This window comes from Neorhizobium sp. SOG26 (assembly GCF_003491345.1).
In the GTDB taxonomy this organism is placed as follows: Bacteria; Pseudomonadota; Alphaproteobacteria; order Rhizobiales; family Rhizobiaceae; genus Neorhizobium; species Neorhizobium turbinariae.
This window is the reverse complement of record NZ_CP025512.1, coordinates 1,269,270-1,284,441: the sequence shown is the minus strand read 5'-3', so window position 1 is coordinate 1,284,441 and position 15,172 is coordinate 1,269,270. Positions and strand designations below refer to the sequence as shown.

Genomic DNA, 15,172 nt, shown 5'->3' with positions numbered 1-15,172 from the left:
CCACCAGGGAAGATCAGGCGAGGAATTCGTGGATCGAGGCGAGCAAGGCCTCATGGGTGTAGGGCTTGCGGATAAAGATCGTATTGGCCGGAAGAAGCATCGGATCGAGGTGAACCACGCCGGAGGTGATGATGATCCGCACGCTCGGCCGCATAGCGCGGATCCGCTGCGCCAGTTGAATACCGTCCATGGAACCTGCCATGTTCACGTCGGTTACCACGATGTCGAGGTCACTGTGGTTTCGAAACAGCACCATGGCCTCGTCGGCATTGGCCGCTTCAAGAGCGGAGTGGCCAACGTTTTCAAGGGTATCAAGTGTGTCGAAGCGGATCAGCGGCTCATCTTCGACAATAAGGACGACGGCCTTCTGAGGCATTTTGTGCTCCTGGCTGGTCGGTAGTTTCGACGCCGCGCATATAGGACCATCACTAGCCGCGGCAAGCAAACTTTAGCCGGAGACATGACCAAACGAAGATCCGACCCGCGCAGATCAGCATCCGTCACCGGATGTCGTAAAATTTTATGTACCTTTCCGCAGACCTTGGGGCTAAGAGAGGTCATCTCAACTTTGTAAGCAATCCAGGCCATCAAAAATGGAAATTTTCACCGCCGCCGGCTTCGCGGCGCTTCTTCAAGTCATTGCCATCGATCTGGTGCTGGCAGGCGACAACGCGATCGTCATCGGCATGGCAGCCGCCGGTCTTCCTGCGGAGCTGCGCAAAAAGGCGATCCTTGTCGGTATCCTGGCAGCGACCGTGCTGCGTATCGGTTTTGCGACCGGCACCGCCTATCTGCTCGGGATTGTCGGGCTTCAGCTGGTGGGCGGCCTGCTGCTCGCATGGGTCTGCTGGAAGATGTGGCAGGAGCTGCGCGCGGCCGAAAACACCGCAGAACATGCCCCGACCGAGGAAAAAGCTGCAGAGCTCAACGTCAAGCAGAAGACGTTCGCCCAAGCCGCCATGCAGATCGTCATTGCCGACGTTTCCATGTCGCTCGACAACGTTCTGGCGGTTGCCGGCGCGGCACGCGAACACACGAGCGTCCTCATCATTGGCCTGATGCTGTCGATCGCGCTGATGGGCATCGCCGCCAACCTGGTGGCCAACATGCTGCACCGCTTCCGCTGGATCGCCTACGTGGGCCTTGCCGTCATCGTTTACGTCGCGGCGAACATGCTCTACCACGGCGCGATCGAGGTCCTGCCGCTCCTGCAGGGCAACATCGGCTAACGCCTTCACTGGAGGCGCCGTGTTTCTGGCACAAAGCGCCTCCAGATTGACCATGGTGGCCCTCTCCTTTAGAAGGCGCCATTCCATCCTCGGCAACCGATCCGGGATGGGTAAGCTTCGGAGCTCGACTGGATGGCGCCATTTCCGCGCAAGCAGCGGATAGTGTTGAAGCGCGAAAGGGCCTGGCCGCTCTCGCGATTGCCCATTCTTGCCGCGACCATCCTGATCGCGGCGTTCTTCGGTCTCCTCCCCAATGTCGTCAAGGACGGCTACTGGTCCCGCGGTGCGCAGGCATCGGACAAAGGGACCGACGTCCCTCACCTGACGAAGCGCGATCCGATTCGCGCTGTCGCGGCGGCTGATCGCAAGGACGTCTCCAGCCCTTACGGATCTGGCGATGGCGCGCTTCTGACGCCGGCCTGGTATGAACTGCCGACACTTTATGGCGATAGATCGGTTACGAGGCCGCGGCGGACGCTTCCGCTCGCTCCCTCCTACTGGCACGCAGCCCTTCCGCGCGCTCCGCCAGTGCAAGCGTAAGGCTTTTCGCATCTGACAGAATTTCCGCCTGCCGCTCAGTTTGAGACTTGTGCGGGCATAGCAGGACAAATCCATGAGAAACTCCCCCTGGCTGGTGACGACCTATCTTATCGTCATCCTGTTCGGCATCCTGGTGGCGCTGCCGAACGTCATCCCGCAGTCGACGCTCGACCGCCTGCCTTCCTGGCTGCCGCATAGCCGTGTATCGCTTGGTCTCGACCTTCGCGGCGGCTCGCATCTGGTACTTGAAGTCGACCGCACCGACCTGATCAACGAGCGGGTCCAGAGCCTGCTTCAGGATGCGCGTCGTGTACTGCGCGACAAGAATATCGGCACGAGCGCCATCCGTCGCGCCGGCGAAGCCGTCAGCATCACGCTACGCGATCCGGCACAACGCGACGCCGCTGTGACCGAACTCCAGACGCTCGCCAACCCCGTCGGCTTCGGCACGACCGTTGGCGGATCGGATCTTGCCATCACCACGCCGAGCGAGAACACCATCTCGATTGCGCAGACCGAAGCCGGCATCAACTCGCACATCACCGCCGCCGTCGAGCAGAGCCTTGAAATCATCCGCCAGCGTGTCGACCAGGTTGGTGTTGCAGAACCGACTATCCAGCGCGTCGGCTCCGACCGCGTCCTGGTCCAGCTTCCCGGCGAGCAGGATCCGTCCCGCCTTCGCCAACTCCTAGGCTCCACTGCAAAGATGAGCTTCCACCTGCTTGGCCAGGCGGGTGAACCGGGCGTCACCATGCTGTCTGACGAAGGTGGGAACCAGTATCCGGTGCTCGACCGCGTTGAACTTTCGGGCGACCGCCTCACCGACGCGCGCGCCGCGTTCGACCAGCAGACAAATGAGCCGGTCGTCAATTTCCGCTTCGATTCGGCTGGCGCAAACCGTTTCGCGCAGATCACCCAGCAGAACGTTGGCCGTCCTTTCGCCATCGTCCTCGACAACAAGGTCCTGAGTGCCCCGGTCATCCGCACGCCGATCACCGGCGGCTCGGGACAGATCTCCGGCGGCTTCTCTGTTCAGGAAGCCAACACGCTTTCCGCACTGCTGCGCGCTGGCGCGCTGCCGGCGAAGCTGACCGTCATCGAAGAACGTACCGTTGGTGCTGACCTCGGTTCCGACGCGATCGAGATGGGCATCTTCACCGGCCTCATCGGCTTTGCCCTCGTCGTCGCCTTCATGTTCTTCCTGTATGGCTTCTGGGGCATCCTCGCTAACCTGGCGCTGATGATCAACGTCATCCTGACCTTTGCGGGCCTGACATTGATCGGGTCTACACTGACATTGCCCGGCATCGCCGGTGTCGTGCTCGGCATCGGTCTTGCGGTGGACGCAAACGTCCTCATCAACGAGCGCATCAAGGAAGAAACCCGCAAGGGCAAGAGCGCTTTTGCCGCAATCGACGCCGGCTTCCAGCGCGCCTATGCGACGATCGTTGACAGTAACGTCACGAGCTTGATCGCCACCGTTCTGCTGTTCTGGTTCGGCTCCGGTCCGGTTCGCGGCTTTGCCGTTACCATGGGCCTTGGCATCATCATCTCGATGTTCACCGCCGTTTCGGTTGTGCGCGTCATGATGATCTTCATTGCCGCCCGCAAGAAGCTCAAGAAGATCGACATCAAGCCCTTGCTGCCGATCAACCTCGTTCCAGATGGCACGCGCATTCCCTTCATGAAGGGTCGCTTCGTCGGCATCACCGTCTCCGTGCTGCTTTCGATCGCGTCTGTCGTGCTGTTCTTCAAGCCGGGCCTCAACTATGGTGTCGACTTCCGCGGCGGTATCCAGCTCGAAGTCACGACGGCTCAGGACACCGATCTGGCAGCCTTCCGCTCCGGCCTCAGCGAGCTTGGCCTGGGTGAAGTTGCCTTGCAGGAATTCGGTGCAAAGAACCGCGTTCTGGTTCGCGTCGAGCGCCAGTCTGGTGGCGAGGAAGCGCAGACCGTTGCTGTCGAGAAGCTCAAGGCGGAGATCGTCAAGATCGACGAGACTGCCAGGGTTGAACGCACGGAAGTGGTTGGGCCGAAGGTCAGCGGCGAGCTTGCGGTCGCAGGCTTCCTGGCCCTCGCCCTCGCGTCGATCGCCATGACGATCTACATCTGGGCGCGGTTCGAATGGCCGTTCGCCGTGGGTGCAATCATCACGCTGATTCTCGACGTGACGAAAACCGTCGGCTTCTTTGCCATCACCGGCCTCGACTTCAACCTGACGGCGATTGCTGCCGTCCTGACGCTGGTCGGTTACTCGGTCAACGACAAGGTCGTGGTTTATGACCGGATGCGCGAAAACCTGCGCATCTACAAGAAGATGCCGCTGCGCGACGTGATCGACCTTTCGATCAACGAGACCCTGGCACGAAGCCTCTACACCTCGGCAACCGCCTTCCTCGCCATGCTGCCAATGGCGATCTGGGGCGGCAGCGCGGTGGAAAGCTTCGCGATTCCGATGGTCTTCGGTATCGCGGTTGCAGCCCTCTCGTCGGTCTTTATCGCAGCGCCGATCCTGCTGTTCCTCGGCGACTGGCGCACCCGCCACCAGAAGCAGGTGCAGGCCGCCGCCGAAGACGTCGAGCACGCGACCAAGGCCTGATTTTAGTAAAAAGAAAACACGAAGGGGCGGATGCAGATCCGCCCCTTTTCTTTAAGCGGAGAGCGGATGCTCGACTTCACCACCTATGTCGGTCTGTTCTCAGCAGCCTTTATCGCGGCCACCATCTTCCCGATGCAGTCGGAGGCGATCCTCGTCGGGCTGATCCTCAGCAACCGGTTCTCTGTGGTCCTGCTGGTGCTGGTCGCTTCCGTCGGCAATACCATGGGCGCGGCGGTCAACTGGCTCCTGGGGCGCGGTGTCGAACGTTACCGCGACAGCCGGTGGTTTCCGCTGAAACGTGACAAGCTCGAAAGAGCGCAGCGCTGGTACCACCGATATGGGAAGTGGTCGCTCCTGGTCAGTTGGATCCCTGTTGTCGGTGATGCCGTGACAGTGGCGGCGGGCGTCATGCGCGAACCGCTGCCGACCTTCCTCGTCCTCGTCTTCATCGGCAAGGCCTTGCGCTATACTGTCCTGGCGGCAGCGACGCTCAGCATGATCTGACCGCCGCCTCTCCTCTGCCCAAAAGCGCAAATGTCGTGGAACAACATGACGTTGTTCCCATTGATGGCATAAATGCGGCAGAGTTTGAGGAGGCATTATGGACAAGCGCGGGGCTCGGGAAGGCGAAAAGGATACGGAACTGCGCAGGGTGATTGGGCCGGGGCTCCTGCTGCTTTTCATCATCGGCGATATTCTTGGCACCGGGATTTATGCGCTGACCGGCCAGGTGGCGGCCGAAGTTGGTGGCGTCGTCTGGCTGCCGTTTCTGGTGGCATTCGTGGTCGCGATCCTGACCGCCTTCAGCTACCTTGAACTGGTCACGAAATATCCGCGTGCGGCGGGCGCGGCGCTCTACACCCACAAGGCCTTCAACATCCACTTCCTGACCTTCCTCGTTGCCTTCGCCGTCATGGCGTCCGGCATCACGTCAGCAGCGACCGCCTCGCGCGCCTTCGCCTCCAACTTCACAGCCTCGCTGGGACTGGAGATGGGCGCCTTGGGCGTGCCGCTGATTGCTGTAGCCTTCATCGCTCTGGTCGCGGCGATCAACTTCCGTGGCGTTGGTGAGAGCGTCAAGATGAACGTGCTGCTGACGGTCGTCGAACTTTCGGGCCTGCTGATCATCATCGGCATTGGCGCTTATGCTATCGCAGGCGGCCAGGGCGACGTATCGCGCACCTGGACTTTCTCGACGCCGGAAGGATCGGGCATGTTCTGGCCCGTTATCGCCGGCACCACCCTCGCCTTCTTTGCCATGGTGGGCTTCGAAGACTCGGTCAACATGGCTGAGGAGTCCAAGGAGCCGAGCAAGATATTCCCGAAGGTCCTGCTCAGCGGCCTGGCGATCACTGGCGTGATCTACGTGCTTGTCGCGATCTCGGCCATCACGTTGGTCCCGGCCGAGGAACTTAGTGAAGGTGAAACACCGCTTCTGAAGGTCATCCAGGCCGGGGCGCCCGGCTTCCCGATCAGCATCTTCGCGGTCATCACCATGTTCGCCGTCGCGAATTCTGCGCTCATCAACATGATGATGGCAAGCCGCCTGATCTACGGCATGAGCCGCGAAGGCGTGCTGCCCAGCGCCTTCGGCAAGGTGCATAGCGACCGCCGCACGCCGTATATCGCGATCGGCTTCACGTCCCTGCTGGCCGTGGTGCTGATCCTGTTTGCCGGGGGTGTTCCTGAGCTTGGCGGCACGACAGCCCTGCTGCTGCTTTGCGTCTTCACCATCGTCAATATTGCCGTGCTGATGCTGCGCAAGGACAAGGTGGGCCACAAGCATTTCAAGACGCCGACGATCATGCCCGTGCTTGGTGCGCTCAGCTGCGCATTCCTTGCCGGGCCCTGGGCCGGCCGGGACCCGGTGCAGTATGTGATCGGCGCATGCCTTCTCGGCCTTGGCGTCGTGCTCTGGCTTGCAACAGTCCGCTTCATGCGCACCGCTGCAGCAGGCGCTTAAGCGGCGGCGCGCAGGGTCATGCGGCCATCGCTGCCGATATCGAGCAGCACTTGCCGGTAGTCGACGATGCGGGAATGCTGGGTCTCCAGCGGATGGGTATGGGTGGCGGTAATGACCATGACGTCGGCACCCGCCGCCTCACCGGCACGGACACCAGCGAGCACGTCTTCGAAGACCAGCACATCTGACGGTGCCGCGTTGAGCCGCTTCGCACCCAGCAGGTAACCCTGAGGGTCAGGCTTGCCGATCGTGACGTCCTCCGCCGTCACCAGCATCGTCGGCTGCGGCAAGCCTGCCGCAGCAAGGCGCACCTTTGCCAGTTCGATCGGCGATGAGGTCACGATACCCCACTGCCCTTCCGGCAGTTGCGCGAGAAACTCGGCGGCACCTGGAAGCGCGACGACACCTTCGACATCCTCGATCTCGCCGCGAAGGATCTTTTCGGCTTCCACGACGGGATCAACACCCGGCAGGTTCAGCGCCGTAATGGTATCGATGCCGCGCTTGCCATGCATCGTCGGCAGGAACTTCTCGACATCAAGCCCCATCTCGGCGGCCCAGCGGCCCCAGACGCGTTCCGCTGACGCGAGAGAGTTGAGGATGGTGCCGTCCATGTCGAACAGGAAACCGGCATAAGACTTCGTGGGAATGATCGGAAGCAAGGCGAAACTCACAGTTTGGAAGATGCCGATTGCGTAGCGGGCAAGGCCGGAAGATGCAATCGCTCCGCTCGCTCACCGACGAGCAAATATGCGCTATGCGCAACATGATCTCATGCTCACGTAACGGAATTTATGCTCCGACTCGATACCAGATGTTATGGCCGTTGGGTTGAAGCAGTATGGGATGCAGGCCTGATGACACGCTGGGGACATGTTTATATTGCGGTACTGAGTGGTGTGGCCGCTGCACTGCATGTCGGCAAGGTACCTCCGGCGATCCCGCTGTTTCGCGCCGAACTCGGCATGGATCTGGTGACAGCCGGCTGGTTGATGGGCGTCGTCAGCGTGCTGGGCGCGGTCTGTGGCCTCGCGATTGGCCGCTTTACCGATCACCTCACGCATCGCAAGGCGATGATCTACGGTCTGGCGCTGCTTGTCATTGGCAGCTTCATCGGTGCCGCGACTCACATCGAGGCTGTGATCTTTGCAAGCCGGTTCCTGGAAAGCTTTGGGCTCATCGCCGTGTCGGTCGCGGCGCCCGGCTTCATCAACTCCTCCATCAAGGTCGAGGATCGGCAGGTAGCGCTCGGTTTGTGGGGCGTGTGGATGCCGGTGGGCGTTGCCGTGATGATGATGACCTCGCCGTTCCTCCTGCCGCTGTTCGGCTGGCAGGGGCTATGGGTCTTCGCAGGCCTCTTTAGCTTGGTTCCGATGGCCCTGCTGATCTTGGCGAAGGTGCCAGCAGGCGGTGCCGCCTCCCCTGCTTCCGGCTCGCTTCTGCAGGCAGTGAAACTCGTCGCCTCGCGCCGCGCCTCCTGGATCCTTGCCGGGATTTTCGCCGCCTATAGCGGGAGCTTCATGTCACTGTTCGGCTTCCTGCCGACGCTGCTTGTGGAAGAACTGCAGATCAGCCTCACCGCAGCATCCTTGATGACCGCCTTTGCCGTGCTGATGAACGGGGCGGGCAACATCATCGGCGGGATGCTTGCGCGCAAGGATGTGCCGCGCTGGCTCCTCATCGCGATACCGAGTGTGCTGCTCGGCGTGCTGTCCGTCGTGGTTTTCGCAAACGGTTATCCCGTCTGGCTGCGCTATGGCGCGTCGATCCTCTACGCAGTGAGCAGTGGCGCGATCCCGGCGACGATCATGGGCCTGCTGCCGGTCTACGCCCCGCGGCAGGATCTCGTCGGCACGTTCAGCGGCTTCGTGGTGCAGGGATCAAGTGTTGGCCAGGTCTTCGGCCCCATGTTTCTTGCGGCGATCGCCTCGGCCATGGGTTGGTCGGGTGCGCCGCTTTATATCGGAGCGATGGGCGCCATCGGCTTCGTGCTGGCGCTGTGCCTGCGTCATTCAGAACGCACCACCCGGTGACACTGCGTTAGCCCGCTCAGTAAGGCGAGCGGCATTCGCGGCGCGGACCACCGCCCGAAGGCTGGTAGCTGTTGTCCTCGACGCGATACGAGCGGTAGCGGTTGAAGCACCATTCCAGATGCGCACCAACGGTGGCGCTGTCGGCGTACTGCGGCTGCTGGTTATCCACAGGCTCATCGTAGCCGATGTCGATATTCGGATCCCGGACATACTCGTCCTGCGTCGGCGCAACGCTTTGCCGCTGCTGCGAGCGTTGGTTGCTGACAGTTGCGACGTTCTCGTTCGCCACTGACGTTGCTACTGACCCGGGTGATTTGCACTGCCGGCGAGGCCCGCCGCCGTAGGGCTGATAGGTATTGTCCTCGACACGGTATGAGCGGTAGCGGGCATAACACCACTGCGCTTGGGCAGAACTGATCATAGGCTGCTGCTGTTCTTCGATTGGGAGCATGTCGGCCGTATTGGCGACGTCCATGTCGGGCTGGACGGACGCCGTCGTGGTGGCGTCGATTGCGTTCGGCATCTGGTTGTTGTTTGCCGGGGCCGAGGCATTCTGAATGGCGGCAGCGTCGTTGTCGGTCGCAGCGGATGCAGTGTCTGTCGCGGCAGGCAAGGCCGGCTCAATCCGCTCGTAGGTCTGCTTGCTCGCGTCCACGGGTTTGGGCTTGGAGGTCCAAAGATCAGGCGTGTCCAGATTCGCAAACCTGTGCGGCTCCGGCTCTGCAATAACATTGGCGGTGATGATCACGCCGCTCAGGAAAACCATGACGACCAGGACTAGGCTCGCCAGAAGCATGAGTACAGGTTTCACAACCGCCTCCATCAACTACTTTTGGTCCAAATGCCGACTCACGGCAGGGAGTTCCCTTCAAAAGGCAGCACCCGCAGTCGTTCGATTCACATATCGTTACAGCGGGAACTTCGGTTTCCACCGGCCGGGAAAAGCCGCTTTCCAGGCGTCCCGCAAAAAATATTGCGGTGCATGCAAAAATCTTCCGTCGGCCGCTAGACAAGGTCGAATAACCCCTTTATACGGCCACTCACCGGCGGCGAGGACGCCTCGCAGAAGACGGTCTTGGGTGATTAGCTCAGTTGGTAGAGCAGCTGACTCTTAATCAGCGGGTCGTAGGTTCGAGCCCTACATCACCCACCATAAACCTCTTGATAATGTTGATAAAAATTTGAAACCGCAGGCGCTTAGAGCGCCAGCGTTCCTTCCGCAAGCTTGACCGCCTGGCCACCGATCCGAGCCTTGGCAATTGCCGCTTCCTTGACGTCGATATGCAGGTGAATGAAGGACGGTCTCCCCATCTCGATCCCCTGCTCTATCAGCACCGGATGATGGCCATCCGGGAGCGCATCGAAGTGATGGATGGCGCCAGCCAGAGCTGCGACGGCAGAACCCGTGGCAGGGTCTTCCGGTATGCCCATGTCTGGCGAAAACATCCGCGCGTGAAACTTCGCTTGGTGGTGCACGCCGCCGCGGCAATAGACGTAGGCCGACGCAAGCGAGCCTTCGACGAAGGGCGCGACCTTCTGCCAGAGATTGGAATCGAACTCCAGTTGCTGGACGGCCGCGAGGCTGTGCAGTGGAATCATCAGAAACGGCACGCCGGCGCTCCAGACGGAGGCAACGTGGTTTTCGAAGCCAATGTCCGACGCCTTGAGGCTGAAGGCATCCGCCAGCCCCTGGCGTTCGAATGCGAGGTTGATGCGGTAGGGCCGCTTCGGCAGATCGAACTCGGCAAAGCCCGCCTCGCCCGGCCTCAGCCGCACCGCGCACCGCACTGGCCCCACCGTTTCCTCCAGCACGCAGACGAGGTCGAGGTTCGCCGCTTGCCCCTCGTGACTACGCTCGGCCAGCGCCACGGCTGCACCAACGGTTGGATGGCCCGCGAAGGGCAGTTCCTTGCCGGGCGTGAAAATCCTCACCCGTGCCGCGTACGCGGGGTTCTCGGCGCCCTGAATGAACACCGTCTCCGACAGGTTCATCTCCTTGGCGATTGCCTGCATCATGTCGTCGGTCAGGCCGTCGCCGTCGAAGATCACCGCTAGCGGATTGCCGGAAAGCTTCTTGTCGGTGAACACATCATAGACGGCATAACGACGGGACAAAGTGCATCTCCTCCAAAGTGGCGATGACGCCAACCTGCCCGACCGTTTTTCGCGACGCAACCCCGTTCAGACGGGCGTCGATTGATCCCCGAAATACCAGTCGAGGATCGGCAACATTCCGACATGATAGTTCTGAGCCGCATGATCGGTTGAACGGATCGCCACAACGCCGGCGATCTCCTTGTCCTCCGCGACCGTCATGTGTTGCTCGATCTTCGCGACCATCGCCGCGGCCGTGAGGTTGAAGCGGTACAGCCGGAAAAGTGTAATGGCTCGCCTGATATGGCTGACGTGGAAGCCTGTGTCTGCCCGCGCGTCTTGCAGGTCGAGCCCCGTCTCCTCGAGAACCTCGCGCCGCATGTTGCGGTCGGCGTTGCAGATGCCATTGAACACGTCTTCGGCCTCGAAGGAGCCACAGGCAAAGTAAACAAGGCCTGCATTGGCCGTATGCGCTCCCATCTTGATCGCGATGAGCGCTCCGTCGGATGATTGCAGGACCGGATAGGCGTGGATGTGGATCGCACCCTGCCGCTCCGGTTGCTTCCTCCACCAGAGGAAGGCGCGGTAAGGCACGATATGCCCTTGAGCGATGATACGATCCTCTGTCCTTGCGGTGGAGTGGTAGAGAACCATGCGACCGTCGAAGAGCGCCGGATTGGCGGCAAGTTCCTTATGCCAGTTGCCGTCGATCGCCGCGCGGTTGGCGAGAAAAAGCGGGTGGTCATCCTCGCGGACACGCAGTTCTACGTCAGAGACATCGAACACCGTCTTCTCGTTCGGCCAGTCGTCAAAGTGTTCGTGCAGTTCAAGCGTCATGGTAGATCCAGTGTCATCACCAGGGGGCAGTGGTCGGAGGCCTTGGGTCTGTCCCATCCGACACGCGGAAAGCGCTCCACCTCCTGTCCCGGCGGGAACACGGTGCGGTATGGTTGACCGCCGCGGATAATGCTTGGCACGCTCTTCGGGTTGGCAGCGGCAAGTGCGGGCGAAAGCCATATGTAATCCAGCTGGCACAGATGCTGCTCTTCCGGCCCGCGCGCATGATAGAGCGTCCAGCGGTCAAGAACGTCCCGAGCCATGATCGGGTTGATGGCAAAACCATCATGGCTGAAGACATCGAGCGCGCTCGTCTCCTCGCGGCGAGGCTCGAAACGGTAACCGTCGCGGGCATTGCCGATCACCTGGACCTTCTCCTGGTAGTCGTTCATGTCGCCGCAGATCGCGAAGTTATGCTTCGCCGTCTCGCCCTTCCCGAACCGTTTTTCGATGATGTTGCGTACGGCCCTCGTCTCGGCGGTGCGAACCGCCATGGTGCCGGTCCGCCCGTCCTTGTTCTCTCGCGCATTGCCCATCGATTTGAAATGCACGATGTAGATCGTCAGCGGCCTGCCGCCGATCTTCAGTTCCAGTTCAAGGCAGTCGCGCTTGAAGATGCGGTCATGCGGCTGGTTGGTAAGCGCCAGTTCATCGTTGAAGAGATCGAGATCCTCATAGGTGACAGTGGCGTGGCTGTTGACCCTCACGACCTCTATTGGCTCGCCGTCGTGGGTTTCCTGACGCAGCAACACCGCCACGTCGATGCCGCGGCTATCGTTTCCCTCGACAAGATATTTCTGGCGGTAGCCGGTGCCCATCATACGATACAGGTAGCCATACTCGAAGGCCTCCAGCGCCGGCATGTCGTCGACCTCCTGCAGGCAGAGGATATCTGCGTTCGCCTGGGCTATGGCCAGAGCCGAAAGCTGCCGGTTGTCGTCGGTTTCGGCGATCACCGGGCCTGCTCCAGTTGCTGGTAGAGCGCCTTGTCCTGCACGTCATAAAGCTGCAGCACACGATCCTGCCGCAGGCGGTTACGCCAGCCGGAAAAATCGAATCGTGTCATGAGATTTTCGATATTGAAGGTACCCAGCCTCAGCGGCATCCGTCATGTCCTATTGCTGTTCGCAACAGCATAACTGGAGCAGAGGGAGCGGGCTACAATCTCCAACCGGAATGAATGACGACAGAAACTTGGTCGCCGACCTTGGCCGGGGTGCGCGAAAAGGCCCGCAGCATCTGGCCGTCGGCAAGGGTCAAGCGAAGCGCGTAACGCTCTCCCTCGAACAGGGCTGAACTCACCGTCGCGGGCAAACCGTCGGCCGAGATCACGACGTCCTGCGGACGCACGAGAACTTCAGCGGTCGTCATTCCCCGTTCTTCGTACAACGCCTTCAACGCCGCCCAGTCGAGCTGGCGCTGGTCACCCGGTGATGACGCAAGCGTCAGGATTGCGCCCTGCCCGACAAGGCTGCCCACAAGGCGTCCTTCCGGGCGCGCATAAAGATCCTCAGGCGTTGCCATCTGCAGCAACCGGCCTTCCGACATCACGGCGACGTCCGTGGCGAGCGCCATCGCCTCCGCCTGGTCATGCGTCACATAGATCATCGTGGCGCCAGAACGGGCGTGGAATTCGCGGAATGTTTCTTCCATCTCCTGCCGCAGGTGACGGTCGAGGTTGGCGAGCGGTTCGTCCAGCAAGACAACGTCCGGCTCGGTGACGAGGCACCGTGCCAATGCCACGCGTTGCCGCTGCCCACCGGAAAGATCGGCCGGGCGACGATCCGCGTAGGCTTCGAGACGAACCGCCGAGAGTGCCTCCAGTACCTTCGCCTGTCGCTTGGCGCTCGAGACGCCGCGCACCTTTAGCGGGTAACCGACGTTCTCTGCCACGCTCATGTGCGGCCACAGCGCGTAGGACTGGAACACCATCGCCATGTTGCGATGTTCTGGCGGTACCATCTCGCTGGCATCTGCCAGCACGCGCTCGCCAAGCAGGATCGATCCGTCTGTCGGCTGCTCGAAGCCGGCAATCATGCGCAAAACGGTTGTCTTGCCGCAGCCGGAGGGACCGAGCAGCGCCAGAAAGCCGCCCTCTCGCACCGTAAGCGACAGATCGCGCACGGCTGCCGTGCCACCCAGGTGGAAGGTCTTCGACAGATGATTGAGGATCAGCTTCGCCATGGCACCACACCTTTGGGCAGTCGATTTGCCATCGTCTCCAGCACCAGCATCATGGCGACCACCATGAGCACGACGAGGACCGAAAGCGCGGACGCAAGATTAAAACTGCCACTGTCGTCGAGGTTATAAATCGCTACACCAAGCGTCTGCGTGCCAGCCGACCAGAGAAGGGCCGAGACCGTCAGTTCGTTGCAAGCGATCAGAAAAACGAGGATCACGGAGGCGCCAGCCGCCGGCGCGATCAGTGGCACGATAATGTCGGTGAGGCGGCGACAAAAATCTGCACCGGCAAGCCGGGCGGCTTCCTCGAGCGACGGGTCAATCTGTCGGAAGGCGCTGACGACCGGTTTCAGGCTGACTGCGAAGAAGCTGGAGAAATAGGCAATCAGGATGATCCAGGTCGTCCCGTAGAGCGAGATCCCGATGATCGGCAGCGGCGCGGCGAAGAGCAGGATCAGGGCGACGGCGAGCACAATGCCCGGCAGCGCATAGGGGATCTCTGCAAGAGCCGCCAGAACGGGAGCCAGCCTGCTGCCACTGCGGACCAGGAAGTAGCCGGTGAGCACTGTCACCACCAGGAGACCGAAGGCTGTTGCGAGGGACAGGGAAATGGAGTTCGTGAAGGCGGTGCGGGTAATCGACTGGCGGAAGAGGATCTCTTCGTAGGCATGCAGGGTCGCGGTGGACAGGTTCAGCGGCACGCCATAGGCGGGCGCCAACGAACTTGCCACAAGCGCGGTCACCGGCATGACAAGGATCACCACAATCGTCAGCCAAAGGCCGAGTTCGGCAAACCAGCGCCATCCGTTCATGCGAAACACTGCCGCCTGCCCGGTGAGACCAATGACGCGATAGTCCCGGCCGCGCAGCACCCTTCCCTCGACCGCCAGACCGATGATCGAAAGGATGCCGATCATTGCCGACAGCACCGACACCTCGCCAAAGGTACCGGAGTTAAACGTCGCGAACTTGGTGTAGATCAGCGTCGGCAGCGTGTAGATCGACGCCGGGATGCCGAGGATCGCGGGAATGCCGAAATTCCCGACGCAGGACACAAAGGCGATCGCCGCTCCAGCCGCCAGTCCCGGCAGAGACAGAGGCAGGATGATATCCTTCATCACCTGCCAGGATGATGCACCTGACAGCCGTGCGGCCTCGATGCCATCACGCGGCAGGGCAAGCAGGCCTGCACGCAGCGACAGGAAGACCAGCGGTGCGTTCTGCACACCGAACAGCAACGCGATACCGCCAATCGAATAGAGCGGCTGCGGCGAGCCAAGCGGCGGCGCGAGGCCGAGCGCCTTCAGCAGCGTGCTCGAGGGGCCCGTCATGCCGATCCACGACAGCGCCGTCACCTGCGGGGGGATCATCGTCGGCAGCATGAACAGGAAACCGAGCGCAGCCTTTCCACGAATGTCGAACAGGGTCAGCAGCAGCGCGAAGGCGCCGCCCAGGATTACGGCGGCGACCATGCCCCAGAACGAGGTGACCAGCGTGTCGTAAAGCGCGTGCCACACCACCGCATCGGTCAGCAAGTCGCCCATGCGGCCCTGCAACGCGGAACTGATGCCCGTTACGGCAAGCCTTGCCAGCGGCAGCACGCTCAGGAGACATATTACGGTAAGGACAAAAGGAAACAGCCAGCGCGGCTGGCTGTTTCCACGATTCTGCACTCGCATCATCAGGCGCTTAT

General features: G+C 61.3%; 13 protein-coding genes, 1 tRNA gene and 1 pseudogene. 7 read left to right on the top strand and 8 right to left on the bottom strand.

The annotated features are described in order from the left end of the window. Positions 1-13: 13 nt before the first annotated feature. A complete protein-coding gene (locus tag CYG48_RS06525) occupies positions 14-376 on the bottom strand; it encodes a response regulator (protein WP_118849623.1) in 363 nt (120 codons plus the stop codon). A gap of 217 nt (positions 377-593) precedes the next feature. On the opposite strand from CYG48_RS06525, the gene CYG48_RS06520 reads away from it, so the two are divergent. The 5 genes from CYG48_RS06520 to CYG48_RS06500 all read left to right on the top strand — a co-directional run bounded on the left by CYG48_RS06520 (position 594) and on the right by CYG48_RS06500 (position 6,331). Then, entirely contained in the window at positions 594-1,229 is a 636-nt protein-coding gene (locus CYG48_RS06520) for a TerC family protein (RefSeq protein ID WP_118849622.1), read from the top strand. Positions 1,230-1,361: 132 nt separating this feature from the next. After that, on the top strand, positions 1,362-1,769 hold the full coding sequence (locus CYG48_RS06515; protein ID WP_118849621.1) for a hypothetical protein: 408 nt from the start codon (positions 1,362-1,364) through the stop codon (positions 1,767-1,769). A gap of 73 nt (positions 1,770-1,842) precedes the next feature. Continuing rightward, positions 1,843-4,368, top strand: coding sequence for a protein translocase subunit SecD (gene secD, locus CYG48_RS06510; protein WP_118849620.1), 2,526 nt, complete (start codon positions 1,843-1,845; stop codon positions 4,366-4,368). A gap of 66 nt (positions 4,369-4,434) precedes the next feature. After that, positions 4,435-4,872, top strand: a complete 438-nt coding sequence (locus CYG48_RS06505; RefSeq protein WP_118849619.1) for a YqaA family protein — start codon at positions 4,435-4,437, stop codon at positions 4,870-4,872. A 97-nt stretch (positions 4,873-4,969) separates the two neighbouring features. After that, entirely contained in the window at positions 4,970-6,331 is a 1,362-nt protein-coding gene (locus CYG48_RS06500; protein WP_118849618.1) for an APC family permease, read from the top strand. Here CYG48_RS06500 and CYG48_RS06495 read toward each other — a convergent pair. Next, positions 6,328-6,945: an HAD-IA family hydrolase gene (locus tag CYG48_RS06495; protein ID WP_118851523.1), complete on the bottom strand. Its 618-nt coding sequence runs from the start codon at positions 6,943-6,945 to the stop codon at positions 6,328-6,330. The genes CYG48_RS06500 and CYG48_RS06495 overlap by 4 nt on opposite strands. A 243-nt stretch (positions 6,946-7,188) precedes the next feature. Here CYG48_RS06495 and CYG48_RS06490 point away from each other — a divergent pair, with 243 nt between their 5' ends. Continuing rightward, on the top strand, positions 7,189-8,364 hold the full coding sequence (locus CYG48_RS06490; protein WP_199925237.1) for an MFS transporter: 1,176 nt from the start codon (positions 7,189-7,191) through the stop codon (positions 8,362-8,364). 16 nt (positions 8,365-8,380) lie between these two features. On the opposite strand, the gene CYG48_RS06485 is transcribed toward CYG48_RS06490, so the two are convergent. Further along, positions 8,381-9,175, bottom strand: coding sequence for a BA14K family protein (locus tag CYG48_RS06485; protein ID WP_199925236.1), 795 nt, complete (start codon positions 9,173-9,175; stop codon positions 8,381-8,383). 266 nt (positions 9,176-9,441) lie between these two features. Between CYG48_RS06485 and CYG48_RS06480 the strand changes: the two genes are divergently transcribed. Next, positions 9,442-9,517 (top strand) — tRNA-Lys (locus CYG48_RS06480). A 44-nt stretch (positions 9,518-9,561) separates the two neighbouring features. Here CYG48_RS06480 and CYG48_RS06475 read toward each other — a convergent pair. The 5 genes and pseudogenes from CYG48_RS06475 to CYG48_RS06455 all read right to left on the bottom strand — a co-directional run bounded on the left by CYG48_RS06475 (position 9,562) and on the right by CYG48_RS06455 (position 15,161). Then, entirely contained in the window at positions 9,562-10,479 is a 918-nt protein-coding gene (locus tag CYG48_RS06475; protein WP_118849615.1) for a PhzF family phenazine biosynthesis protein, read from the bottom strand. 66 nt (positions 10,480-10,545) lie between these two features. Beyond that, complete coding sequence (locus CYG48_RS06470) at positions 10,546-11,295, bottom strand: NUDIX hydrolase (RefSeq protein ID WP_118849614.1); 750 nt, start codon at positions 11,293-11,295, stop codon at positions 10,546-10,548. Continuing rightward, positions 11,292-12,400, bottom strand: a pseudogene (locus CYG48_RS06465) (endonuclease/exonuclease/phosphatase family protein). Before CYG48_RS06465 ends, CYG48_RS06470 begins: the two are co-directional and overlap by 4 nt. Positions 12,401-12,453: 53 nt before the next feature. Continuing rightward, the gene (locus tag CYG48_RS06460) at positions 12,454-13,479 is read right to left on the bottom strand and encodes an ABC transporter ATP-binding protein (RefSeq protein WP_118849613.1); all 1,026 of its coding nucleotides are present in this window, start codon (positions 13,477-13,479) and stop codon (positions 12,454-12,456) included. Then, a complete protein-coding gene (locus CYG48_RS06455) occupies positions 13,467-15,161 on the bottom strand; it encodes an ABC transporter permease (RefSeq protein WP_118849612.1) in 1,695 nt (564 codons plus the stop codon). The genes CYG48_RS06460 and CYG48_RS06455 overlap by 13 nt, the downstream gene beginning before the upstream one ends. Positions 15,162-15,172 lie beyond the last annotated feature (11 nt).

Coding starts and splice junctions, on each gene's coding strand:
- CYG48_RS06455 (WP_118849612.1), bottom strand. CDS start 15,161: ATGATGCGAGTGCAGAATCGTGGAAACAGCCAGCCGCGCTGGCTGTTT.
- CYG48_RS06500 (WP_118849618.1), top strand. CDS start 4,970: ATGGACAAGCGCGGGGCTCGGGAAGGCGAAAAGGATACGGAACTGCGC.
- CYG48_RS06505 (WP_118849619.1), top strand. CDS start 4,435: ATGCTCGACTTCACCACCTATGTCGGTCTGTTCTCAGCAGCCTTTATC.
- CYG48_RS06490 (WP_199925237.1), top strand. CDS start 7,189: ATGACACGCTGGGGACATGTTTATATTGCGGTACTGAGTGGTGTGGCC.
- CYG48_RS06525 (WP_118849623.1), bottom strand. CDS start 376: ATGCCTCAGAAGGCCGTCGTCCTTATTGTCGAAGATGAGCCGCTGATC.
- CYG48_RS06495 (WP_118851523.1), bottom strand. CDS start 6,945: ATGGACGGCACCATCCTCAACTCTCTCGCGTCAGCGGAACGCGTCTGG.
- CYG48_RS06515 (WP_118849621.1), top strand. CDS start 1,362: ATGGCGCCATTTCCGCGCAAGCAGCGGATAGTGTTGAAGCGCGAAAGG.
- CYG48_RS06520 (WP_118849622.1), top strand. CDS start 594: ATGGAAATTTTCACCGCCGCCGGCTTCGCGGCGCTTCTTCAAGTCATT.
- CYG48_RS06470 (WP_118849614.1), bottom strand. CDS start 11,295: ATGACGCTTGAACTGCACGAACACTTTGACGACTGGCCGAACGAGAAG.
- secD (WP_118849620.1), top strand. CDS start 1,843: ATGAGAAACTCCCCCTGGCTGGTGACGACCTATCTTATCGTCATCCTG.
- CYG48_RS06460 (WP_118849613.1), bottom strand. CDS start 13,479: ATGGCGAAGCTGATCCTCAATCATCTGTCGAAGACCTTCCACCTGGGT.